The 23,510-nt window shown below is 50.7% G+C and carries 19 protein-coding genes; 11 read left to right on the top strand and 8 right to left on the bottom strand.

The genetic code is table 11. The features are described 5' to 3' along the window. Positions 1–5 precede the first annotated feature (5 nt). Positions 6–1,604, top strand: coding sequence for a sensor domain-containing diguanylate cyclase (locus NST99_RS28010; protein WP_341096066.1), 1,599 nt, complete (start codon positions 6–8; stop codon positions 1,602–1,604). 231 nt (positions 1,605–1,835) lie between these two features. Here NST99_RS28010 and NST99_RS28005 read toward each other — a convergent pair whose 3' ends face one another. From NST99_RS28005 to NST99_RS27990, 4 genes are all read right to left on the bottom strand, one after another. Beyond that, positions 1,836–3,545 (bottom strand): CPBP family intramembrane glutamic endopeptidase, encoded by a 1,710-nt coding sequence (locus NST99_RS28005; RefSeq protein ID WP_341096065.1) that lies wholly within the window; start codon positions 3,543–3,545, stop codon positions 1,836–1,838. A gap of 134 nt (positions 3,546–3,679) precedes the next feature. Next, on the bottom strand, positions 3,680–5,236 hold the full coding sequence (locus tag NST99_RS28000) for a hypothetical protein (RefSeq protein ID WP_341096064.1): 1,557 nt from the start codon (positions 5,234–5,236) through the stop codon (positions 3,680–3,682). Beyond that, the gene (locus NST99_RS27995) at positions 5,233–5,967 is read right to left on the bottom strand and encodes an ABC transporter ATP-binding protein (RefSeq protein ID WP_341096063.1); all 735 of its coding nucleotides are present in this window, start codon (positions 5,965–5,967) and stop codon (positions 5,233–5,235) included. Before NST99_RS27995 ends, NST99_RS28000 begins: the two co-directional genes overlap by 4 nt. Continuing rightward, positions 5,951–6,349, bottom strand: a complete 399-nt coding sequence (locus NST99_RS27990; protein WP_341096062.1) for a GntR family transcriptional regulator — start codon at positions 6,347–6,349, stop codon at positions 5,951–5,953. Before NST99_RS27990 ends, NST99_RS27995 begins: the two co-directional genes overlap by 17 nt. 202 nt (positions 6,350–6,551) lie before the next feature. Here NST99_RS27990 and NST99_RS27985 point away from each other — a divergent pair, with 202 nt between their 5' ends. Continuing rightward, on the top strand, positions 6,552–7,919 hold the full coding sequence (locus NST99_RS27985; protein WP_341096060.1) for a TrkH family potassium uptake protein: 1,368 nt from the start codon (positions 6,552–6,554) through the stop codon (positions 7,917–7,919). 15 nt (positions 7,920–7,934) lie between these two features. Beyond that, a complete protein-coding gene (locus NST99_RS27980; protein WP_341096059.1) occupies positions 7,935–8,603 on the top strand; it encodes a potassium channel family protein in 669 nt (222 codons plus the stop codon). 218 nt (positions 8,604–8,821) lie between these two features. On the opposite strand, the gene NST99_RS27975 is transcribed toward NST99_RS27980, so the two are convergent. Genes NST99_RS27975 through NST99_RS27965 form a run of 3 tightly spaced genes read right to left on the bottom strand, consistent with a single transcriptional unit; the run spans position 8,822 to position 10,808 of the window. Continuing rightward, positions 8,822–9,514, bottom strand: a complete 693-nt coding sequence (locus NST99_RS27975; protein WP_341096058.1) for a hypothetical protein — start codon at positions 9,512–9,514, stop codon at positions 8,822–8,824. After that, on the bottom strand, positions 9,511–10,452 hold the full coding sequence (locus tag NST99_RS27970) for an ABC transporter ATP-binding protein (protein WP_341096056.1): 942 nt from the start codon (positions 10,450–10,452) through the stop codon (positions 9,511–9,513). The genes NST99_RS27975 and NST99_RS27970 overlap by 4 nt, the downstream gene beginning before the upstream one ends. Beyond that, positions 10,449–10,808 (bottom strand): GntR family transcriptional regulator, encoded by a 360-nt coding sequence (locus NST99_RS27965; RefSeq protein ID WP_445745048.1) that lies wholly within the window; start codon positions 10,806–10,808, stop codon positions 10,449–10,451. The genes NST99_RS27970 and NST99_RS27965 overlap by 4 nt, the downstream gene beginning before the upstream one ends. Positions 10,809–11,137: 329 nt before the next feature. On the opposite strand from NST99_RS27965, the gene NST99_RS27960 reads away from it, so the two are divergent. The 4 genes from NST99_RS27960 (at position 11,138) to NST99_RS27945 (ending at position 17,215) form a co-directional block, all read left to right on the top strand. Further along, on the top strand, positions 11,138–13,405 hold the full coding sequence (locus NST99_RS27960; RefSeq protein ID WP_341096053.1) for an AraC family transcriptional regulator: 2,268 nt from the start codon (positions 11,138–11,140) through the stop codon (positions 13,403–13,405). Positions 13,406–13,642: 237 nt separating this feature from the next. After that, positions 13,643–14,596, top strand: coding sequence for an ABC transporter permease (locus NST99_RS27955; protein WP_341096051.1), 954 nt, complete (start codon positions 13,643–13,645; stop codon positions 14,594–14,596). 14 nt (positions 14,597–14,610) lie between these two features. Next, complete coding sequence (locus tag NST99_RS27950) at positions 14,611–15,510, top strand: carbohydrate ABC transporter permease (protein WP_341096050.1); 900 nt, start codon at positions 14,611–14,613, stop codon at positions 15,508–15,510. A 58-nt stretch (positions 15,511–15,568) separates the two neighbouring features. Beyond that, on the top strand, positions 15,569–17,215 hold the full coding sequence (locus NST99_RS27945) for an ABC transporter substrate-binding protein (protein WP_341096049.1): 1,647 nt from the start codon (positions 15,569–15,571) through the stop codon (positions 17,213–17,215). A gap of 126 nt (positions 17,216–17,341) precedes the next feature. Here the strand turns inward: NST99_RS27945 and NST99_RS27940 are convergent, their stop codons facing one another. Continuing rightward, entirely contained in the window at positions 17,342–18,241 is a 900-nt protein-coding gene (locus NST99_RS27940; protein WP_341096047.1) for a LysR family transcriptional regulator, read from the bottom strand. Between the two features lie 439 nt (positions 18,242–18,680). On the opposite strand from NST99_RS27940, the gene NST99_RS27935 reads away from it, so the two are divergent. The 4 genes from NST99_RS27935 to NST99_RS27920 all read left to right on the top strand — a co-directional run bounded on the left by NST99_RS27935 (position 18,681) and on the right by NST99_RS27920 (position 23,430). Further along, the gene (locus tag NST99_RS27935; protein ID WP_341096046.1) at positions 18,681–19,346 is read left to right on the top strand and encodes a succinate dehydrogenase cytochrome b558 subunit; all 666 of its coding nucleotides are present in this window, start codon (positions 18,681–18,683) and stop codon (positions 19,344–19,346) included. A gap of 236 nt (positions 19,347–19,582) precedes the next feature. Beyond that, positions 19,583–21,325 carry a succinate dehydrogenase flavoprotein subunit gene (gene sdhA, locus NST99_RS27930; RefSeq protein WP_038596075.1) on the top strand — a complete coding sequence of 581 codons (1,743 nt, stop codon included), beginning with the start codon at positions 19,583–19,585 and terminating at the stop codon, positions 21,323–21,325. 181 nt (positions 21,326–21,506) lie between these two features. After that, positions 21,507–22,271 carry a succinate dehydrogenase iron-sulfur subunit gene (gene sdhB, locus NST99_RS27925; protein ID WP_038596073.1) on the top strand — a complete coding sequence of 255 codons (765 nt, stop codon included), beginning with the start codon at positions 21,507–21,509 and terminating at the stop codon, positions 22,269–22,271. A gap of 364 nt (positions 22,272–22,635) precedes the next feature. Further along, entirely contained in the window at positions 22,636–23,430 is a 795-nt protein-coding gene (locus NST99_RS27920; RefSeq protein ID WP_341096044.1) for a DUF3891 family protein, read from the top strand. The last annotated feature ends 80 nt before the right edge of the window (positions 23,431–23,510 follow it).

Genomic DNA, 23,510 nt, shown 5'->3' with positions numbered 1-23,510 from the left:
ATCGTTTGTTTACAGTAAGAAGGGCCGAACTGTGTCCTAGTAAAAAAATCAGTCTCACATGGCTGCTTACGGGCCTGGTGACGCTGGTGGTTCTGCTAACCTCAAGCATTCTGCTGATTGGCTCTTACGAGTCCAAGAAACAATCTTTGATAGAGACGACACTCCAGCTGAATTACTCCAGCGCTGAACGAATGTCTAAGACGATGGATTCCTTATTCCTGTCCATGCGCAATAGCCTGAAATACAATGCTGGTGTACTCTCTGATTTTGATGCCATGGCTCCGAAACAAGTGGATAATTATTTGGAACTGATACGCAACAGCAGCAATTTCTTCAATTCCATCTCCTTAGTTGATGTCGACGGGGTGATCCGCAACGTAGTTCCTGCAAAAGTGGGAACGGCCGGCAAGCTTCTTACCTCCAAAGCCGGTCAGGAGGCTCTGGCGCTACAGAAACCATATCTCTCCTCCCCTTACCTAACCCCAAACACTAAGCGGTTAATCGTATTTATGAGTCAACCGGTTTTTAGCAGGAACGGAACATATCTCGGTATTTTGAGCGGGACGCTTTATCTGCAGGAGGACAATATCCTGTCTATGATTTATGGGAATAACAACGTGGACGAGTACGGTTCTTATTTTTATATTGTGGATTCCAAGGGGCGGCGGCTGTACCATCCAAACAAGCAGTTTATCGGGAGAGATATCAGCACCAACAAGGTTGTGCAGAAGCTCATGAAGGGAGAGCACGGAAAAGAGCGAGTAATTAATACCATCGGCATTGAGGTGCTTGCGGGGTACTCCAGTGTTCCAGCCAATGGATGGGGGATTGCGGTCGTATCGCCGATTAGTATCATCCATCAAAAGCTGATGGGCCATCTCCGGACAATTATCGCGTATTCGATCTTCCCGTTTCTTATGCTGCTGATGGGCGTTATTTTCATAGCATACAAGCTGGCCCGGCCGTTTGTGCATCTGGCAAATTTGGTGAGCAGGATAGGCAAGGAGAACATTGTAATTCCGGAGGTAAGGCCACAATGGAGCCGGGAGGCAAAGTTGCTGACCGATGCTGTATTGCTTGCTGTAACAGATATTCAGAAACAGACGGATCAGCTTACTCAGGAGGCCGCGACGGATGCGCTGACGGGCTTAATGAACCGGAGGTCGCTTAAATATCAGATGGGTCATTGGATTGACTCCGGGCTGCCGTTTTCGCTCATTGTACTGGATGTAGACAGATTCAAACTCGTAAATGATACCTATGGCCATGTTACTGGTGACGAAGTACTGAAACACGTTGCCGGAATTATAGTATCCTCGCTTCGCCCAAGTGATGTCTGCTACCGCTACGGAGGTGAAGAGTTCGTCATTCTGCTGGCTGAAACAAGACCAGAGGAAGCTTTTAATGTAGCCGAAAGAGTCCGGCTGGCCCTTGAACAAAGCGTGGCTCCCATTCCAACACGGCTTACGGTCTCTCAAGGTGTAGCGCACTATCCTTTACATGCGTCAGAGCAAGAAGCGCTGCTGGAGATGGCGGATCGGGCGCTGTATCTGGCCAAGAAAGGGGGGAGAAACAGGACTGTGATTGCTGAGCCTAACGATTGAAGATTATAGTGAAATTTACCGGTTTGCGAAGATAAGGGGAATGCGGGAATCATGCAGAAATGTTATATATTATTAAATGTTATTATAATCAGTAGGGGCAGTTTCTAATTCAGGTGTTTACCATATTGGTTGCATTGGTGCTCTATGACCGCTTCTTTAAAAGGAGATAAAACGAGGTGTTCCGCAGGCTGATGGCAGCCAGTTGGAACACCTCATTTTATTATTGAAAGCTTAATTTAAGTTGCCAGCAGGCTGAAGCGATTCTTCGGGTTCCCGTGGTTTCGGTTGACCTGGCTTGTTCGGGGGGTTAAACCGGTACACGATGTAACCGACCACGAATGGCAGGATGAGCGTCACGATTCCGGCACCTACATTTACGCTCTCCTTCATGAAGATCAGCGTGGCTCCCATCAGAATGCTGTCAAACACGACATGGCTGAACATGACGGCGATAAAGCCGTAGCGCAGGAAAATATAGCTGAACAGCAGCCCGATCACTGTCAGCTCGATCGGACGCGAGCTGATCGGGTAAATCGGATACAGTGTATGGCCGAAAGCCCAAATGAGCGTCGTGATCAGCGAGGCGATGAAGGTGTTGCGGACGATTTTTTTGAGCATCCGGATGCCGAATAGGCGGTAGACGGCTTCCTCGGACAGGCCGGCAAGCCAAGCGACGATCGGCAGCAGCCAGGCATATCTCATATTGTAGGGAGATTGGCTGGCGTCCGTGGTGGACCAGTTATGCAGCGTGAGCGACAAGATGATGAACATAATTGTCTGCACACCAAGCAGGATAAAAGCCCAGATATAACCGGTACGCATGCTGTCGAGCACATATTTGCCGTATCCCGGCTCCTTGGTGCGGGGCCAGGGATTCAGGCCTTCCTCCTTGCGCCATAAGCCGTTGCCTCCAACGAGCGAGAAGTAGAGCAGGGAGGACATCAGCAGGCTGTACAAGGCGTAAATGACGAACAAGATGGCAGCGGTTATCCGGGCCTCAGGACTGTCGCCGGATTCCGGCAGCATATTGTAAGTGCTGACCATCATGATTACAAAATGGGCCAAACTTAAGAAGATGCCGCGCACAAAGGAAGTATGGCCTCTTCGCAGAATGCTGTAGATCAAGGCGAGAATGCCAAGAGCCAGTGTCGGCAGGCCGTAGCCAAAGCGCGTCAGCGTTTGGGCCAGCGAGGTCTGGTCCTCTACATACGAAGTATGCCAGGAGGGAGCGGAAAATCCGGCCCGGAAGTAAGAAACCTCACCATCCTGGAAATTAAAGTTATAACGCAGCAGAGTTTCTCCGACTTTGACCGAATGGTCTGTATAGACAAGCCCGTATTCATTTGTACCGGCTTCGATCTGCAGCTTGGCGGGATTTACTCCCCATTGCTTGAGCCACGGGCGGGCGAGCTCCTCCTTTTTATCCAGAGAAAGCGAGGAATCACTGTTTGCACGGGCAGCAGCCGGAGCGCTTCCATAACTGGATCCGTCCCCGGATTTGATGCTGGCACCGCGGGCAAAGGCCACAACCTCTCCGGTGTACATATTGAGATCAACGGCGAGCTGGGCGTCTTTTTCTCCGGAAGCCTGAAGCACAGCATGATAGACGTCAAAGGGATAACGCTGATCCAGCTTGTTCTTGGAGTAGTCCTGCAGGAGCTTCTCCCGGGACATATATCCGTAGAAGTCCGAATCAGTCTGATAAGTGACGGTCCAATGATCCTTTGCTGTCTCCGTATGGCCAAGCTGCTGGGCTGCGAATGCGGCGGCATGTGAACGGGCTTCGTTCTTGCTGATGACGGTGGTATCTTCTCCATTAGTACCCGAAAGGAGCTGGGGAGCTACTTGGAACATAATAAATACGATAAGACCCAGAATGCCCGATACGATAAGTTTGATGGAAAGAGGCCGCTGCTGTAAGGGCTGGCCGACGGAATTCATGAAACGCCTCCTTGTGATGGATTGATCCTGCTCTTTTCCTTAAGCTTCGTGCTTTTCTTATTATAGTATCACTTGGCGTGCAGTTACAGGAAATTTCCTGTTGTCCCTTTACGTTTACGTGAAGATTGCCAAGCTTATGCTTGTTTTGTTTGGGCTGCAGCCTTCTTCTGCGGAGTTAAGATGAGATGATAATATTTGGCTCCCGCAAAAATACAGCATGCCGCAAGGGGCAGGCCAATGGCCGCAATCCAGCCCAGCAGGCTCCAGTCCGGCATCATGCCGCTGTGTATATCCTCAGGGATCATAAATCTATTGATCAGGACGCTATGCAGGGTGCCCAGCAGCACGATCGGAAGCAGAAGTAAGGACAGTGCCGATGATTTCATCAGATAGTATTCGGCCTGCATCAGGCCCAAGGTTAGTGTCAGTGTAAGTGTATAAAGAAGAAATGAAAAGAGCAGCCATGTCAGGGCGTAAGACAGATTGTGCGGATCGGTCTTGCCTGTAATTAAGCCTATAATACTCCCTGCAATAGCGGAAAGCGCCAGAACAATGATGATCCGCATAACGGTAACCCATACAGCAGCAACTCCGGCCAGCAGTACAGTCAACCGGCTTTGCGGGAGGCCGAGCAACCAGGGCAGCTGTTTGCGTTCGAGGCTGCTGCGGCTCATCATCCACAGGAAACCGAACAGAACGGGCATCATAAACAGCGCTCTTGAGACGGACTGGATAGCTAATCCGTCTGTTGATCCGTAATAACCGGCCGCAATGATGAGCAGCGGCACTGCCAGCTTCAGGGTGACTATGACCGGATGTTTTTCTATCCGTTGTACGCGGCTGGTATGTAACCGGTACAGAGTGGTGAATGGCGCTTTGCGGATGGTAAATGTGTTTATTTTCGCGTTCTTTCCCCATCTTGAATTTGCAGATGAGGGAAGAGCGGTTGATCGGAGTTCCCCCATTGCTCCCAGTCCGTTGCGGGCGATAAGCGGCATCAGGAAGTAACAGAAGGGCCACCCGATTAGAATCAGAGCAAGTGCATACATCAACACTGCATTCGGAGAGGCATATTCCACCCCTTCCAGACCAAGAGTGGATGAGCTTAGCAAGCCGGCATAAATAAGCGGCAGCAGCCACAGTAAATTATATGGAATAACCAGCAGCACAGCAGCTTTTCGTGCACGCATAAGCAGGGTGATTGCTAGCCCCCAGACTACTGCTAAAGGCAGTGTGGCTATGATGAACAACGTATAGGAGGCAAGCGTGTAGATTAGCTCCACAGCCGGAAGCGGGGCATACCGGCCGGCAAGAGCGGAAAGGGCATATACGGCAATGGCAGATGCCATCACCAAAAAGGTGATGTTCAGGCTGTGCTTCAGCAGGCTGGCCACTTTGGCATAGAGCAGTGTAAGCCGGGAATGTGGAAAGAATAAAAACCATTCTCTGTGCTGTTGACCTTGGAATGCCAGGATGTGAAGCGTGGACAGGCCCAGCGTAACGGTCCATAGCAGCAGTGCTGCAAAGATAAACGGCGAACGCTGCGTTGCTCTGGTGGCGGGAAGATACATGCCGACCAGCACCATCACACAGAACAGCGATAAGCCAATCAGAATGCTCTTAGATTTCCCCTGTCTGGAAGGGCTGAAACGGCTGTACTCCAACTGAACAAGTGTCTTCAGCGCTGTCATGCGAACACTTCCCTGTAACGAGATTCTACCGATTTGCCGGACTGGCGGAGCAGTTCGACATCTTCGATGCTCTGGATTTGGCCTTCACCGATCAGGATCAACCGGTCAAACAGCAGCTCCATCTCGCGGATATCATGGGTTGCGATCAAGAAGGTACGGGCGCCGTCCGCCAGCTCACCCACGACCGCCGAAGCGATCCGTTCTCTGGAGATTAGATCCACTCCGGTGAATGGCTCATCGAGTATAACCAGCGGTGCCTGGCGCGACAGACAGGTCAGCAGCTGCAGCCTGGCTTCCTCGCCCCGGGACATCGCGGATATCTGCGATTCCGGTGAGACCGAAAGCTCACGGAGCAATTCCTGTGCTTTGGCTTCATCCCAGTCCGGGTAGATGCCTCCGGCAAAGCCGAGCCACTCCCGGACGGTCAGCCAGCCGGGCAGGTTGCTGCGGTCCGGCAGCATGGACAGTTCGCCAAGACACTGAACGCCTGCCGGTTTTCCGAATATGTGAGCCGAGCCGGAATCTGCTGCCGTAAGTCCGGATATGATGCGAAGCAGAGAGGATTTGCCTGCTCCGTTAGGCCCCAGAAGGCCCGTTAAGCTGCCTTGGGGAATTTGAAAGCTGATTCCGTCCAGAATTATTTTCTTCTTTACCTTAAGTTTTAAATTATTGCATTCTACTGCCGGAGTTTTCGCTGACAATCCGGCAGCCTTATTATGATTCACTGGCATTTGAATCCTCCTTATCGAAATTCAACATTTGTTCAGCAGAGATGCCGAGCGTCCCGGCAACAGCCTTGAACTCCCGGATTGCCTTGCGCATAATGGCTTTGCGCGCCTCGCCGATGACCTCTTCCTCACGGGTAACAAAAGTGCCTTGGCCCCGGTAGGTGACAATCAGCCCCACCCTCTCCAGCTCCTGGTAGGTTCTGGCGGCGGTAGTCGGATTAACTCCCCGTCCGGCGGCCAGCTCTCTGACTGAGGGCAGGCGCGAGCCGGGGGGGATAAGGCCGCTGACAATCCGTCCCTGTATGGCTTCGACAAATTGCTCGTAAATCGGAAGCGAGGGGTTGATTTGGAATTGCTCCGGCAAAAGCTCAATAGATGGGTCCATGGGGTCCTCCCCTCATAGTGGTGTTATTGGTGTATGGATACATGCCATACACTTGATGGATGAAGTGTACCACTACACACCATACAATATCAAGTGGAAAATCTCACATCCGTAAATCGCCTTTGTGAAGTTGGACAATAACGTATATAATTTGTATGTTTATTTAGTGTTTAATTTCATTTGCAGAAGCGAATATGAGAGGATGAGGAGTTTGGCTTCACCGTTTCCCAAAATTTCCAGATTTAGATTCTTGAAGCTTTCCCCGCCTCAGATACTGGTGTTAGGCTTTGCAGCTGTCATTCTGATCGGCACCCTGCTTCTGATGCTGCCCATTTCAAGTGCATCGGGTCACTCGCTAAGGTTCATTGATGCGTTGTTCACCGCAACGTCGGCTACCTGCGTGACCGGACTTGTGGTGGTAGACACGGGGACCTATTTCAGCGTTTTTGGTCAAATTACCATACTGGTGCTGATTCAAATTGGCGGCCTCGGATTCATGACGATGGCGACCTTATTCGCACTCTTGCTGAAACGCAAAATATCGCTGCGCGACCGGCTTATCCTTCAGGAAGCCATGAATCAGAGCTCGATGGAGGGCATTGTCCGGCTGATCCGCAAGGTGCTGCTCTATTCACTGGCTATTGAGGCAAGTTGTGCGGCCCTGCTAGCGCTGCGTTGGGCGGTGGATATGCCTTTTGGCCGCGCGTTGTATTATGGCATCTTTCATGCTGTCTCGATGTTTAACAATGCCGGGTTTGATATCTTCGGCGGCTACCGCAGCCTGACCGGATACGTCAATGATCCCACTGTGAATATCGTCGTCATGTTCCTTATTGTTTCCGGCGGTATCGGGTTTATCGTCATGTCGGATCTGATGGATTACCGTAAGAGCCGCAGGCTGCTGCTGCACACCAAGGTTGTCCTGTCGATGACGGCGGCGCTGATTCTAATTGGAACAGTAGTCATTTTTGTTTTCGAGTTCACCAACTCACGCACGCTGGGTCCGCTGAACCTTGGCGGCAAACTTTGGGCCTCCTTCTTTCAGTCGGTAACGCCGCGTACTGCCGGTGCCAATACGGTGGATATCGCCGGGTTGCGCCAGGCTTCGCAATTTTTCATCGTAATTCTGATGTTTATCGGGGCTTCCCCGGGCTCGACTGGCGGCGGGATTAAGACAACAACATTCACCCTGATGATCGGGGCGGTAGTTTCGATGCTGCGCGGACGCGAGGATATCGTGCTGTTCCGCTACCGGTTGGCGCAGGAGCGTGTGTTCAAGGCGCTGACAATTACGCTGCTTGCTTTACTGCTGATTGTTTCCGTATCGATGGTGTTGTCGACCACGGAAGAACGCCCCTTCCTGATGATTCTGTTCGAAACGACCTCGGCCTTCGCCACTGTGGGCCTCAGCATGGGATTGACACCGGAATTAACGGAAGCCGGCAAGATTCTGATCAGCCTGACCATGTTCGCCGGAAGGCTGGGTCTGCTGACCCTGGCGTATGCGCTTGGCCCGAAACAGGGTAAAGCATTGTATAAGTATCCGGAAGGCAAAATGATAATTGGATAAGGGGCTAAACGAATTATGAAACCACAGCAGTTTGTCGTAATCGGTCTCGGCCGTTTTGGCTCAAGCCTTGCGCTTGAACTGATGGCCATGGGCTATGAGGTGCTTGGGATTGACCATCAGGAGGACCGGGTTGAAGAGATGAGCGGCCGGCTGACCCATGCCGTAATGGCGGATGCTACAGATGAAGGAATTATGCGTTCGCTGGGGGTGCGTAATTTTGACTGCGGTATTGTGGCAATTGGAGATAACATGGAGCGCAGCATACTGGCGGCGATCCTGCTCAAGGAGCTTGGTGTAAAGCAGGTGGTTGGCAAAGCGATAACGATTCTTCACGGGCGGGCGTTGTCCAAGCTGGGGGTCGACCGGGTTATTTTCCCCGAGCGGGATATGGGTGTCCGTGTGGCACATCAGCTGGTGACGCCCAATCTTCTGGACTATATCGAAATCTCCAAGGATTATAAAATTGTCGAGCTGACCGTGCCTTCCTGCATGAATGGCAAAAGCCTCTCGGAGCTGAACACCCGGGCCAGATACGGCTGCAGCATCATTGCCCTGAACCGCGAGGACGGGATCATCGTCGCTCCTACCGCGCATGACCATGTGAATGAGGGTGATATTATGGTGGTCATTGGCTCCAATCAGAGTATTGAAGAGTTCGAGGACGGAGCTGTAAATGTGGATTAGTGCTATATGCCCGCCTGCATAGAATTATAAGAGGAATGCAAAAACGCCCGGATGCGTATCCGGGCGTTTTGCTATGTGAAAGCGAGGAAATGGTAGTGAATATCTGTGAATAGCCTGTAGTACATGTCTGGTGACAAATCCGCGCCTTTTTTTAACTCATCTAAGGTATCTCTTTGAATGTGATGTAGCAGTATATTTTTCTCGAACCTGTATCTAATCTACATACGAACGGGAGCGCGGCGGTAAATCAGCCAGCCGATTAGCACCAGTGCCAGAATAGCTGCCCAAAGCATGAGCGAGCTCTCGGCGGGAAGGGTTTCGGGGGAAAGCGGAAGCAGTCCGGACTCATCGGTGATCGGAAGAGAAGGCATCAGGTTTACGGCCAAATTTAGGAGTCCGACATAGAGAATTAAAGAGAAGATGCCTTTTATGGTTCCGAGCCGGTGAAAGCAGGCGATAATCACAAAGAGGGCAAGCGAAACGGCAATTAGGCCCACCGCAAATAAATACCAATGAAGCAGAAAAGGCTTGCCGCTGCTGATTTCCATGCCAAGGGAGGGCATTAAAGCTTTGCCGATTTCCGACAGCACAGTTTCCGCAAATGCGGCAGAAACGCAAAAGATTGCGGAGGCCAGAATTGTGCTGAAATAGAAGTTCTTGCGGGTTACACTAAATCCGCTCATCAGCGGAAACGTTAGATTGGCGTTCACTACCACATTGATTAAGGTGAATATCACAATCACATTGCGGCTGAGCCCGAAGATATTGTGCTCCGTTATGGTGACCAGTGAAGGCAGGAAGAGCTTCAACAGTAATTGTGCAGTGTTGACCAGCAATAGTACACAGAAGAGGATGATTGTGGCTCTGCGGTAATCCTTCAAATGGAATTTCGTCAAATTGCGTAAGCTCATAGGTTACCTCCTCCTTGGCCGTTGGCAGTATCTCTAAGTGTCATATACACGAACAGCTTTTGCAGGGGGATTGGAGACAGCTCCACACCTTGTTCCTGCAGTGTTCTGCGTTCAGTCGGATCTGTGAGGTCTTCCAATGCCAGCATAAGCTTGCCGCCCAGCCGTTCAGTGTGCAGGTTCCGAACATCCCCGGACAGCTTCTCAAGCACTGCGGCGGGGCCGGTAGCATAAGAAGCTTTGGCGGCAAATTCCTCCACGGGACCGTTGTAAGCGATGGTGCCTTTTTTGACATAAGCTATTTGTTCAAATAAATTTTCGGCCTCATCAATGAGATGGGTCGAAATCACGAAGGTGCGGGGATATTTGCCATAATCCTCAAGAAGTATCCGGTAAAAGATTTCCCGCATCGAGGCATCCAGCCCAAGGACAGGTTCATCCAGCAAGGTCATTGGAGCACGGCTTGCCAGTCCTTTGATGATTCCGGCCATTGATTGACCGCCGCGCGAAAGCTGTTTGTACTTCTTGCTGCCGCCAAGTTGGAATTTGTTCATCAGGTCTTCGGCCAGAGTTGCATCCCAATAGGGATAGAACAGTGAGGCATAACTATAGATTTGCTTAAGAGAGTACTCGTTCCAGGACCGTTCATAGGTCTTAACCATACAGATACTGCTTAGAACTGAAGGGTTTTCATGTACCGGCATGCCGCCGTAGGTAATAGTTCCGCTGTCTGGAAACAACAGGCCGGCGATTAGTGCAAGTAAAGTGGTTTTGCCGCTTCCATTGGCACCAATAAGTCCGTGAATCGTCTCCGGTTTCAATATAAGCGAAGCATCTTGTACCCCCTGGCCTCCGTGGAAGATCTTTCTGACATGATTCAGCTCAAGCTCTGCCTCGGGCAGTGCTGCCTTCGCCTCAATCGTCTTCCTGGTGATCATCATCGGTTCTCATCCCCCTTGCGGATCATTTCAGACAGTTGCCCAGCCGTAATGCCGAGCTTGCCGGCTTCACGGATCATGGCCACCACATACTGCTCATAAAACTGCTGCCTGCGCTTATCCGTCAAGTCCGCACGCGCACCTGCTGCCACAAACATCCCAATTCCCCTCTTCTTGTACAATATTCCTTGCTCCACGAGCAGATTCACGCCTTTGGCCGCTGTCGCCGGATTGATGCCATAAAACGAAGCGAACTGATTCGTGGAAGGCACCTGAGATTCTTCCGGTATGGTTCCATCTATGATGTCATTTTCTATACGCTCTGCGATCTGTACGAATATTGGCCGGGTGTCATCCATTTGAAATCCCAATGCTTCACCACCTAACTGGTTAATTACTCATGTAACTAACTTAGGGGAAATTAGATCCAGTGTCAAGGGGGGCCGGCTATAGCACCTTCAATTTTCCTGATTTGTTTGAAAATTTTCCCTATACATATATTTAAAATGTTTTTTATAATGATAAAATAACAATAGCTGGGTTATCCGTTTTGAATTAAAATGTAAGCGGTAACAGTAAATACTGCTGCTGGTGCTGGTACTGGTGTGAATACCGGATTTGCCATGGAGTACGTCCACAGAAGTATTGTTCAATCTAAGTATCTACAGAAATCATAAGGGGAGTAAAAATGAAAAAAACACCGATGCTGCTGCAGCTGGCATTGATTCTATTCTGCGTTATGGCCATTCCGACAGCCATCCTGACGTGGTACAGCGGGGCACAGCTTTTACAGAACTCAGAGGAGGCCATCGGAGAATCCACACTCGCCGGGCTGAATGCCAACCGCAAGCTGAACGAGAGCGCGCTCGCTAACCTGGCGCAGGATACGGCACGTTCGGCTGCAACTAACGTTTTTGACCGCATTCGTAATTTCGAGACGTTCGAAGAACTCAACTCCAATTACAATAACGTGAGCAGCGCGCTGACTGTGATGAAGGAGTTGATGAATTTGAACCGCCGGGTAGATGGGACGGAATCCTCCTACTTCTACTTGAATGATTCAGATTATGTTATTTCTACCGACAACGGGATCACGAAGCTGGAGCGGTATGAGTCGATCAGCTGGACAACAGAAGCCCTTGAGGGGCGGAGAGGGATCAGCGGCGTATGGGTTCCCCGCAAGCTGGACTCGGGCGTCAATGTTGTATCGTACGTGTATCCTCTCAATCGTCTGTCTTCCACCACGCACGGATTAATCATCGTTAACATAAGCGAGAGCCAGATCGGTAAATATTTGCATGAAACAGAAGTCGGAGACAGCAACCACCTGCTTCTGGCATCGGACGGCACAATAATATCATACAAGGACAAGTCGAAGCTGCTTACTGACGGTTATGAGCTGCCATTTATCCGGGATATGCTGACTCAGAAACCGAGTGAAGGTTATACATTCCGTGAGCTTGATGGCAAACGGATGGTTTACGCCTGGAGCCGCTCTTCATTGTCCGGATGGTGGAATGTAAGCTGGAGCTCTATGGATGAGCTGATGGCCAAATCACGTGATATGCAGGGGAATATCATTTTGCTTACGGGTGCTATTATATTGCTGGGAACAGTTATGGCTGTCGTTCTCGCGACTTGGCTGTCCAGACCGGTGAGGCAGCTGGTGCGGACGATACGCTCCAAAAGTGATTTGGGTGTGGTGAATAAGAATGAGCTTGCCTTCCTGGATATGGCGTTCAAACGAATGCAGGAGGAAGAGGATAGTCTGTTCCAGCTCCTGCAGGAGCGTGAGCAGGATACCCGCAGTCTCGCCGTTCACCGTCTTTTGCGCGGAGAGATTCCGCCCCGGATCACGGAGGTTTTTCCGGAGGCGTGTTACAGAATCGCCGTTGTCTCCATCGACCAGTATAGAGTATATGTGGGCAATACCAATGTGGAGACACGCAGCTACCACCGGTATCTGCTTAACACGAAGTTTGAAAGCTTCTTTCCAGAGGGAATTCTGGCCCGTTCTGTCTATCATAACGACGGCTGTATTGTGATTGTGATGAACTTTGCTCCGGGTGAGGATGAGCGTAGCAGCAGCCTGATCCATCAGGCGCTGGAAAAGGTCGGGGATCAGTCGCTTGCGCTGCTGGAGCATTCGGTCACGATCGGATTAAGTAATTTGGCTGATGCACCCGAAATGGTTGCCCGGCGGTTGTTTGAAGCGATGGAATTGATTAAGCAGCGGATGATAAATGGTGCCGGCAGCATCATGTACTGGGAGGATGAGGGGGAGAACAGCCGTAAATATATCGACTTCGACTGCAGTGAGCGACGGATTCTCAATTTCCTGGACGCCGGCAACCTGGACGGGATTTTCAAAGAGCTTCAGAGCATCCGCTGTCAGATCAGCTCGGAAGAGAATATTTCCTATGATAATATCATGTTCATTTATCACCAGCTGATAGGTGCGACCATCAAGCATCTTCGCGAGAATCATATCGGTACCGGAAGAATGATTATGGGCAAAGGCAACATATACACCATTCTGGCTGCGATGGATACGCTTGATGAGCTTGAAGAGTATTTACATGAAATTTTCCGTGAAATCGTACAGAGTCTGGACCGTAGCACGGGTGAAACCAATCATGGAGAACGGATCATTCAATATTTGAAGGAAAATTACCGTGAAGAAATTGTATTTGAGGATATGGCTAAAGAAATCGGCATTAGCTACTCTTATATGCGCAAGATCGTGTATGAGCTAACCGGAAACAGCATGATCGATTATCTTAATCAGCTGCGTATCGAGAAGGCCAAGGAACTGCTGCTGGATACCGACCTGACGATTAAGCAGATTGCAGCGGAGGTTGGCTATCATAATGTCCAGAGCTTCAACCGGTTTTTCCGCAAGTACGAAGGCATGCCGCCGAGCAGCTATAAGTCGGCCAAGAGCAAGAGCTCCTAGGAGCCTGCTCCTGGCCGGCAGCCGGTGGCTTTTTTTAATGTAAGCGTTTTATTTTTGGGAATACCTATCATAATTGATCATCAGGATGCTGCAGATGCCGCTAAAACCGCGGCCCGATCAAATTTGATGGGGATCATCAATACTCATGATTTTCAAAACCGGGCAAAGGGGATAGCATTGAACTCGAGCTGGTGAACACAACTGGCAAGGAGATAATTTGGTGAAGGAGGTGAAAGTTTGAAAATTGCAAGCGCTTCAAAAACAAATGAAACCGCCTTATTAAGAAACAAACAGGGACTCGGCTTCTTACAGCGTGACTGGCAGCTCTATTTACTATTATTAATTCCATTATCTTTTGTAATCGTATTCAAATACCTGCCGATGACAGGACTTGTGCTCGCTTTTAAAGACTACAAAATTGCAAGAGGGGTTTGGGGCAGTGAATGGGTGGGTTTTGAAGTATTTCGGGATATTTTCTCCAAACCAGACTTCACCCGTGCTGTCCGCAATACGCTGATGCTCAATATTCTTGATCTCGTATTCAGCTTCACGATGCCGATCGTACTGGCTCTGCTGCTGAATGAAGTCAAAAGCGTAAGGTTCAAACGCGTAAACCAAACCATGCTGTACTTGCCGCACTTCCTGTCCTGGGTCATTATCGGGGCGATCGCTTACCAGCTGCTTAGTCAAGGAAACGGTGTCGTCAATAATTTGATTGAGCTTATGGGCGGTAATCGTGTTCCGTTCCTCCAGGAAGATACGCATTGGCTGATCAGCTACCTGGCAATCGGTGTGTGGTCGAGCATGGGGTGGGGGACCATCATTTATTTAGCTGCCATTAGCGGGATTAACCCTGAGATGTATGAAGCAGCTACCGTTGATGGAGCAGGACGCTGGAGAAAGGTATGGAATATCACAGTTCCTTCCATCCGTGCAACCATTGTAACCTTGCTGATCATGAACCTGGGGAAGATAATGGAGGGCTCGTTCGAGCGTATATTCGTTCTGCAGAACAAGGCCACCACAGAGTACACAACGACCATACCGGTTCTGGTGTACCGTTGGGGGATCGAAAGCGGCAATTTCAGCCGGGCGACAGCGATAGGACTCTTCCAATCCGTCATCGGTATTCTTCTTGTAATAACGGCTGACCGCGTGGCTAAGAAGCTCGGCGAGGATGGAATATTATAGAAAGGAGAGAAACCATGAGAGCATTAACCGGCAACCCTGCCGCACCACGTAAAGGGCGTTTGGACATCTGGGAATTGCTGATCCGCCTCGTTCTGATCATTGCTTCGCTAGCGTGCTTGTTGCCGTTTCTTCATGTTGTGTCGAAATCCCTGAGCTCTGACTCTTTTGTTATTGCAAATAAGGTTTTTCTGTGGCCGCAGGGCTTCACCATAGAAGCGTACAAGAAAATCTTCGCGGATGCCAGTATACTCCGTTCACTGTACATCTCAGTTATAGTGACGGTGCTGTTCACCATTCTGGGGATGGTTCTGACCATCTGCGCCGCGTACCCGCTGTCCAGATCTCAGCTGAAGGGCCGTAGAGTAATCACCTTCATCTTTTTGTTCACGATGTACTTTAGTGGAGGAATCATCCCGGACTATATGAACATTAACAATCTGGGACTGATGGATACGATATGGTCACTGATTTTACCGTTGTCGTTCAGCGCCTTCAATCTGCTGATTATGAAGACTTCTCTAACGAGCGGTATTCCCGTAAGTCTGGAAGAATCTGCACGGATCGACGGTGCCGGACATTTTCGGATCCTGCTCAGCATCGTCATCCCGTTGTCCAAACCGATTATCGCGACACTCTCTCTCTTCTACGCGGTTGGACGCTGGAATATTTATCAGGATGCATTGTTCTATATCAAGCATGAGATCTCACTCCGGCCTCTGCAGCTCAAGCTGTATTATCTGGTCATTCAGGCCAGTGAAAGTTTCCAATTGGAAGCAACTCAGGTATCTCTTAGTAATCCGGAAGTATTAAAGGCATCAGTCGTAGTATTTGCAACCCTGCCCATTCTTTGCGTCTATCCCTTTGTTCAGAAATACTTCGTCCAGGGCGTTATGCTCGGAGCAGTCAAAGAGTAATCTTGTTTTCCAGAATAGTAATTCTACAGTCCGAAAATTTAAATGTGGGGGAATTGCGATGAACAAAAAAAGAGTTGTTTCGTTAATGATGGCATCTGTCATGACGGCGGGGATGCTGGCCGGGTGCTCCGGGGGAAATAACAATAATGAGAGTGCTGAGCCTAGCAGTTCTGCTGAGACGGCAGCAGCCAATAAACAGAGTGAAGGAAGCTATCCTGATTATACGAAGGGTTTTGAGAAGAAGGTTAGTCTGGATATCCCGGTTTATGAGCGGGCGTTCGAGGGCTGGAATGTAACCGACAACTATTATACCCGCTGGGTTCAAGCGGAATTCGGCGACAAATACAATATCGAAGTCAATTACGTGCCGATTACCCGTACCAGCGAAGTGACCGATTATGAGCAGCTGCTGGCGTCACATAAGGCCCCTGATATTATCTTCCACTACGATATGCCACAGGCACTTACGTATTACGGCGAGGATGTTATGCAGCCGCTGGACTATGCTGAAATCGAGAATTATGCACCGACATATTGGAAAAGTATGGGCGAAACGATCCAGCAATATGGTGTTGTAGACGATAAGAATACCTTCTTCTTCGCCGCACGTCCCGAAGCTGACAATTTCACATCCGTCATCCGCAAAGACTGGGTGGAGAAGGTTGGCATGAAGGTGGAAGATTTGACTTCACTTGAGAAGTACAATGAGATGCTGTTGAAATGGAAAGAGGCCGGCCTGGGAGTGACTGGCGGCAGCTTGCTTCAAAACAGTTTCAATTACAACTACGCCTTCCGCGATTGGCCCGTCGATCCGAAATACCGCGCGCTTTATTCAGATTTGAGCGTTGCTGATTTAACCAGCGCCGACACTGAGCGTTTCTTGCGTAATATGAACTATCAGTACAATAATGGCCTTATCGATAAGGAATTCTATCTGCGTAACGATGATAATAAGATTAAATCCGAATTCGTTGCCGGAAAAACAGGAAACTACGGATTCTACCTCACGAACAATACAGACGTCTTTGCTGCTACCCTGGCGAACAACCCGGATGCCGAATTTGCTGTAGTGCCGCCTTTTGCAGGTGTTCCTGAGGGGCTCAAGCCTCAAGGACGTGCTTACTGGCCGTTTGGCTTCATCATGGGTATCAACTATGAAACCTCGCCTGAGGAGCGCGCTGCAGTCTGGATGTATCTGGAATGGCTCAGCCAGCCGGAAAATCTGTTCAAGTTCCAGAACGGTGTTGAAGGCGAAAACTATACGCTTGATGCAGAAGGTATCGCTGTAAAAAAAGCAGATTATAAGGGCGAATCGGTCCTGGCACAGAACAATAACAAGGACTACTGGGGCCTCGTGACTGAAATCGCGCAATATCCGGAAGCTGACAAGACCCTCAAAGCGAATCTCCGCAACTGGGCACCGGCCGGCTACGAGAATCTCGCTGATGATATGGTGAAATACTACAACGAGGTTGCGGAATTCCGCACACCGGATGCCATGTTCACCGTTGTGCTTGAGAAGGTAAATGAGTATAAAGCCGATCTGAACTCACTCTTTCAGGATCTGTATGTGAAGTGTGCGCTTGCCCCGGAAGCTGAATTCGATGCGACCTATGAAGCAGCCAAGAAGACTTACCTGGAAGCAGGGTATCAGGAAATTCTCGATGAGAAGCAAGCGGCGATCGACGCTGGCAAGTTCCGTTAATTCCAGCATCTGCGGGCCTGTCTCGACAAGCTGGTGCTCAATATAACAGAATAACTGCCCGTGTACACGCAATCACCCGGCAGGCCGATCCATAGCGATATGGGGGCTTGCCGGGTGATTTGCGTATTATTCGTGTACGGGCAGGAATACTTCCTCTGTCACCTGCACGAGGCAGCGTGCCGCAGTGCTCAGGCTGCCGCTTCCCTGATAGATCAGACAGGTAGTCCGCTGGGTCTGCTCCAGTTCCTTAATATGGAGAGAGACCAGCCCGCCTCCGTTCAGCAGCTCCGGACGAAGGTACGACTTCGGCAGCAGCGCTGCTGCCTTGATCGTCGGCAGCAGCCGGACGATGGCTTCGAAGGAGTCGATCTCCATGCGTACATCCGGCTCAACGGCGCAGCGCTGGAACAGCTCATCGGTCATGCGGCGGTACCAGGTGCCCTTGGAGAAGAGAATCATCGGCAGCCGCGCGAGATGGTCCATTGTCAGCTTCGCCGGCAGAGTCAGCGGATGATGACTGGAGACGACCAGCCGCAGCTGGTCCTCGAACAGCGGGATGCAGCGCAGCCCCGGCTCCTGTATGGAGGAGGCGATAATGCCGACATCGCATTTGCCTTCGCTGACCGAGGAGACGATTTCATGTGTTTTTCCGGTAATCAGCTTCAGCTCGGCTGCCGGGTATTTCTCCGTGTACGCGTTCACAAGCGGCGGCAGTGTGGTCTGCAGTGTCGTCAGACTGGCGCCAAGTGTCACGAACTGCGGCTCACCCTCCCTGAACTTGGACAATGCCTCCAGAAATTTGGACCGTTGCTGACGCTGCTCCAGCGCATAAGTATAGGTGAGACGGCCAACCTCGGTCAGCTCCAGCCGTTTGCCGAACCGGTTGAACAGGGCGACGCCGAGCCGTTCCTCCAGCTTGGAGATTTTGCGGGAGAGAGCGGGCTGGGACAGATTAAGCTGGCGTGAAGCCCGGTTAAGGCTGGAATGCTCCACAACTGCAGCGAAAATATCCAAATCGTCGAACATAACAGAGGTCTCCTTTCATCCAACTTGTAGTAATGCTGATAACTTTATATCAGTGTCCCTGTAGTGAAAGTGATAAAAGGCATAGCCGCGATGGATGTCTCTTCTTAAAAAAGGCTGAAGGACCGGCGAAATCTTTAGAATCACTGTTCTAAATGAGAATTATTATCATATAAAAAATATTCTTATGCAATTATTGTATAACGTTTAATAATTAGATTGCAATTCCCTTATAAGAGAAAAAAGAGTAACATGAAAAGTGACACAGGATATTCACATATTGTGAATAATAAAGCAAAGTCCGGGAAAGCAATGGATAGTGGTGAAAATAGAGATTCAGGTGATGGTTTTAAACCTTAGTTCCCCTGTTTCAACTGTACTCCCGGCGGTGTATGCTCATTAATGAAAACGCTGTTTTTTATTCGGAAAGGGGACACTTTGCATGAGAGGATTTTATTCCAGAAAGATTCATTCCTTGCTCGGCATTATCCCGCTTGGGGGCTTTTTCCTTGAGCACATGCTGACGAATTTCGCGGCAGTGGAGGGTGGCGCTTCCGGTTTCACAGACAGTGTGCTATGGCTCAACAGCCTGCCGCTAGTCTTCTTCCTGGAATTGTTCGGCATATGGCTGCCGCTGCTGTACCACGGGGTTTATGGGCTATACATCGCCTATCAGTCCAAGCCAAACTTGAACCGGTACAATCTGGAAAGAAACTGGCGGTATACGCTGCAGCGTGTAAGTGGAGTCATCACTTTCGTGTTCATCGTCTGGCATGTGTTCGAAACCCGGTTCCAGGTGGCGCTCGGGAATGTGGAGCATGAGGAACTTGGCAGTGTAATGCATAATATCGTTACCCAGCCGCTTCTTCTAGCCGTGTATGTAATTGGGATTCTGGCGGCCTGCTTCCACTTTTCCAATGGCCTATGGTCATTCCTGATCAGCTGGGGGATTACCGTGGGGCCGCGTTCACAAAGAGTGTCCTCTATTCTTTGTCTCGGACTTTTCGTCCTTGTCAGTTTCATGTTCCTGCTGTCGCTGGTCACTTTCCGTGACAGTGAATTCCAGGCTACAGCCTCTGCGCTGCAATCCCTGCGGACTTTTATTTAAGAATAGTTGGCATATACTCCAGTGTGGAGCGAACTGCCATTTATGCAAATATCCACAAGGCTGATTTACAGCTGACATCATTACATGTTTGACAGCCTATGCTTCCGAGGCCGGTTTGAACGAAGCTTTTCAGGAAGTGTATGCTCACAAAACTAAAGCATATGCTTCCGAAGCCAGTTTTGTACGAGGCGGATACTCAGAAGTCTATGCTCACAAAACTTTAGGAGTGAACAATCATGGCATCAGCCGATATCATTATCGTGGGCGGCGGGCTGGCCGGCCTGATGGCTACCATCAAGGCGGCGGAATCCGGCGCACATGTGCATTTGTTCTCACTGGTTCCAGTCAAAAGATCGCACTCGGTCTGTGCGCAGGGCGGCATCAACGGCGCTGTAAATACGAAGGGCGAGGGGGATTCGCCCTGGGAGCATTTTGATGACACCGTCTACGGCGGTGACTTCCTGGCGAACCAGCCGCCGGTTAAGGCGATGTGTGAAGCCGCACCGGGCATCATCCATCTGATGGACCGGATGGGCGTAATGTTCAACCGTACCCCGGAGGGGCTGCTCGATTTCCGCCGGTTTGGCGGAACGAAACGGCACCGTACCGCTTTTGCCGGGGCTACAACCGGCCAGCAATTGCTGTATGCGCTGGATGAACAGGTTCGCCGCTGGGAAGCGGAAGGCCTGGTGACCAAGAGCGAGAACTGGGAATTCCTTTCCGTCGTCCTTGATGATGAGCGCGTCTGCCGCGGCATCAGCGCCCAGAACCTGAAGACGATGGAGATCCAGACCTTCCCTGCGGACGCGGTCATTCTGGCCAGCGGCGGTCCGGGAATCATTTTCGGCAAAACGACCAACTCCGTGATCAACACAGGGACGGCAGCCAGTGCTGTATATCAACAGGGTGTGCATTATGCCAACGGAGAATTCATCCAGATTCACCCGACCGCAATCCCCGGCGACGACAAGCTGCGGCTGATGTCGGAATCGGCACGCGGCGAAGGCGGACGTATCTGGACCTATAAGGACGGTAAGCCGTGGTACTTCCTGGAAGAGAAATACCCGTCTTACGGAAATCTGGTGCCGCGTGATATCGCAACCCGGGAAATCTTTAATGTCTGTGTGGACCAGGGGCTCGGGATCAACGGCGAGAACATGGTGTATCTGGATCTCTCCCACAAGGATCCTAAGGAGCTTGACGTCAAGCTGGGCGGCATTATTGAGATTTATGAGAAATTCATGGGCGATGATCCCCGTAAAATACCGATGAAAATCTTCCCAGCCGTGCATTACTCCATGGGCGGCATGTGGGTCGATTACAATCAGATGACCAACATTCCCGGCCTGTTCGCGGCAGGGGAATGCGAATACCAATACCACGGTGCGAACCGGCTCGGCGCGAACTCGCTGGTCTCGGCGATTTATGGCGGCATGGTCTCGGGGCCGAAGGCCGTTGAATATATTAAAGGCCTGAAGAAATCGGTGCAGGACATTTCTTCCACCGTGTTCGACAGCTTCCACAAGAAGCAGACGGACAAATACGAGTCCCTGCTGGCGATGTCCGGCACGGAGAACGCCTATGTGATTCATAAGGAACTGGGCGAATGGATGACCGCAAATATGACCGTTGTGCGTGACAACGTCAAGCTGGAAGCGACCATCGGCAAAATTAAAGAGCTCAAGGAGCGTTACCGCAACATCAACATGAATGATACTTCGCGCTGGAACAACCAGGGTGTGGCCTTCACCCGCCAGCTCTGGAACATGCTGGAGCTGTCCGAGGCGATGACACTCGGGGCGCTGCTGCGGAACGAAAGCCGCGGCGCGCACTACAAGCCGGAATTCCCGACACGCAACGACGAGGAGTTCCTGAAGACGACTAAAGCGACATGGAGCGCGGATGGCCCGCAGATCTCTTATGAAGCAGTAGATGTCTCACTGATTCCTCCGCGGGTACGGGATTATTCGAAGGACTAACCGGTTAAAGGTGCCGCTTGAATGAGCCCTGAACCTATGAGGAATATGGGAATTGGATTCAGGCTGGCTGAAGCCTACGGGAATAAGCAATTCTAGCCGGAGAAGTAATAAGAAATATAGCAGTTATGCACGAAGAAATACGTTGAAGTAATGCTCACCAAACTTTTAGGAGGTAACTGATATGGCGGAAACTGCTGCAGCTCCCAAAAACGTAAAGTTTATAATTACCCGCCAGGACGAGCCGGAGAGCTCACCGTATGTCGAGGAATTTGAGCTGGCCTACCGTCCGGGGATGAACGTGATCAGCGCTTTGATGGAAATCCAGCGTAATCCGGTTAACGCCAAGGGTGACGGTACGGTTCCGGTATGCTGGGATTCCAACTGTCTGGAGGAAGTGTGCGGTGCATGCTCCATGGTGATAAACGGCAAACCGCGCCAGGCCTGTGCGGCGCTGATTGACAATCTGGAGCAGCCGGTGCGCATCGAGCCGATGAAGACGTTCCCTGTGGTACGTGATCTGGTGATCGACCGCAGCCGGATGTTTAATGCGCTCAAACGCGTCAAGGCATGGATTCCGATTGACGGAACCTATGACTTGGGTCCGGGGCCGCGGATGGCGGAGAAGAAACGCCAGTGGGCCTACGAATTGTCTAAATGCATGACCTGCGGCGTCTGCCTGGAGGCTTGCCCCAATGTCAATGAGAAGACCAATTTCATCGGGCCGGCGGCCATTTCCCAGGTGCGCCTGTTCAACGCCCATCCTACGGGTGAGATGAACGCCGATGACCGTCTGGATGCGTTGATGGAAGACGGCGGCATCGACGGCTGCGGCAACTCGCAGAACTGTGTGCGGGCCTGCCCGAAAGGCATCCCGCTTACAACCTCCATCGCGGAGATCAACAAACAGACAACCAAGCATATGTTCAAGCGTTGGCTGGGAGTGTAAATTGTAAATTTACTCTTTTCCCCCTCCATTTTTGATTTACTGCTATCTATCTTTCCTGAGCCACTTTCGCGGTGCTATTTTGCCGCAGGGAGTGGCTTTTTCGCATTCAGTGGCTGCATATCCTGATGAAGCTCCAGAAGGAATCGGGAGGACGGGTGAGTGTTATTACTTCTGCATTCAGGGGCATAAGCACTTAAGGGTTGCCTGTTTCTTTTGGCGGTATAAATGGGTACATTTTTAGACAGTCCCTTCTTAACGAGCAGAAGGTGTATGAATAGCCAAACTCAAACAAATATAGATGGATATGTTATAATCTCCTTAGTTGAGCCAACACCAGGCAGTGGAGAATCGGGGAGGAATTACGTTGATTTGTAGGGAACAGGACGGAGTATTTGTAATGGTTAAGCAGCATGAGCACGGGCGGCTGGCCGGAGAATTTGCGCAATGGTTCAAGGAAGAACATGTACCCGAGGGAAACCGGCGTGCAGAGGTGCTGCGTGCGGTCAGCAACCATGACAGGGGCTGGATTGATCTCGATGAAACGCCTTTCTGGAATGATGCGGCAGGAGCACCTTACAGCTTCATAGATTTTCCCGTAGTGCCGAAGCTTACGTTCTACAAACGTGGACTTAATGAGATTGAAGCGGACACACCGTACGGTGCGCTGCTGTGCAGTCTGCATTTTGAACGGCTGATTGAGGTATCCGGGGAGGAATGTCCGGAGCTGAGCGCCTATCTTAAAGATGAGGAGGAGCGCAGGGCCCGCATCCACCGCGATCTCGAGAAAAACCAGCCGATCGGAGAAGGTGAGCTGTATTATGATGCCAGGCTACTGCAGTTTTCTGACGATCTCTCATTGTATCTGGCTCTGAATGAGCCGGGAAGCCCCAAATCGGAAGAACATCCGTGGTGGAAGGACGGCTTCTCCGGAAGTGAGGATTTCAGCTTTACGTCAGGACGTCTGATTTCGGCGGAATGGCAGGATGCATCCACACTAATGCTCGACCCTTTCCCGTTTACAAGGGATGTCGAGGTGGCAATGGTACTGCGTAAGGTCAGCAAGAAAGAAATCGCCAGCAAGGGAATTGCTGCTGCATACAGCTCTGCACCGGAAGAAGAATGCCGGATTACCGTCACCAGCAGGCCTAGGGCGGATTAATCAAACGGCACGGAAAGCGGACCACTCAGGAATGAATCAGCGGCTGCTTATCTTACCGCTACCAATTGCCCGTACCTTAG

Source organism: Paenibacillus sp. FSL L8-0470 (assembly GCF_038008625.1).
Lineage (GTDB): Bacteria > Bacillota > Bacilli > Paenibacillales > Paenibacillaceae > Paenibacillus_AQ.
This window is presented reverse-complemented; position numbering and strand designations above follow the sequence as displayed.

Coding starts and splice junctions, on each gene's coding strand:
- NST99_RS28005 (WP_341096065.1), bottom strand. CDS start 3,545: ATGAATTCCGTCGGCCAGCCCTTACAGCAGCGGCCTCTTTCCATCAAA.
- NST99_RS28000 (WP_341096064.1), bottom strand. CDS start 5,236: ATGACAGCGCTGAAGACACTTGTTCAGTTGGAGTACAGCCGTTTCAGC.
- NST99_RS27995 (WP_341096063.1), bottom strand. CDS start 5,967: ATGCCAGTGAATCATAATAAGGCTGCCGGATTGTCAGCGAAAACTCCG.
- NST99_RS27990 (WP_341096062.1), bottom strand. CDS start 6,349: ATGGACCCATCTATTGAGCTTTTGCCGGAGCAATTCCAAATCAACCCC.
- NST99_RS27985 (WP_341096060.1), top strand. CDS start 6,552: ATGAGGAGTTTGGCTTCACCGTTTCCCAAAATTTCCAGATTTAGATTC.
- NST99_RS27980 (WP_341096059.1), top strand. CDS start 7,935: ATGAAACCACAGCAGTTTGTCGTAATCGGTCTCGGCCGTTTTGGCTCA.
- NST99_RS27975 (WP_341096058.1), bottom strand. CDS start 9,514: ATGAGCTTACGCAATTTGACGAAATTCCATTTGAAGGATTACCGCAGA.
- NST99_RS27970 (WP_341096056.1), bottom strand. CDS start 10,452: ATGATGATCACCAGGAAGACGATTGAGGCGAAGGCAGCACTGCCCGAG.
- NST99_RS27965 (WP_445745048.1), bottom strand. CDS start 10,808: ATGGATGACACCCGGCCAATATTCGTACAGATCGCAGAGCGTATAGAA.
- NST99_RS27960 (WP_341096053.1), top strand. CDS start 11,138: ATGAAAAAAACACCGATGCTGCTGCAGCTGGCATTGATTCTATTCTGC.
- NST99_RS27950 (WP_341096050.1), top strand. CDS start 14,611: ATGAGAGCATTAACCGGCAACCCTGCCGCACCACGTAAAGGGCGTTTG.
- NST99_RS27945 (WP_341096049.1), top strand. CDS start 15,569: ATGAACAAAAAAAGAGTTGTTTCGTTAATGATGGCATCTGTCATGACG.
- NST99_RS27940 (WP_341096047.1), bottom strand. CDS start 18,241: ATGTTCGACGATTTGGATATTTTCGCTGCAGTTGTGGAGCATTCCAGC.
- NST99_RS27935 (WP_341096046.1), top strand. CDS start 18,681: ATGAGAGGATTTTATTCCAGAAAGATTCATTCCTTGCTCGGCATTATC.
- sdhA (WP_038596075.1), top strand. CDS start 19,583: ATGGCATCAGCCGATATCATTATCGTGGGCGGCGGGCTGGCCGGCCTG.
- sdhB (WP_038596073.1), top strand. CDS start 21,507: ATGGCGGAAACTGCTGCAGCTCCCAAAAACGTAAAGTTTATAATTACC.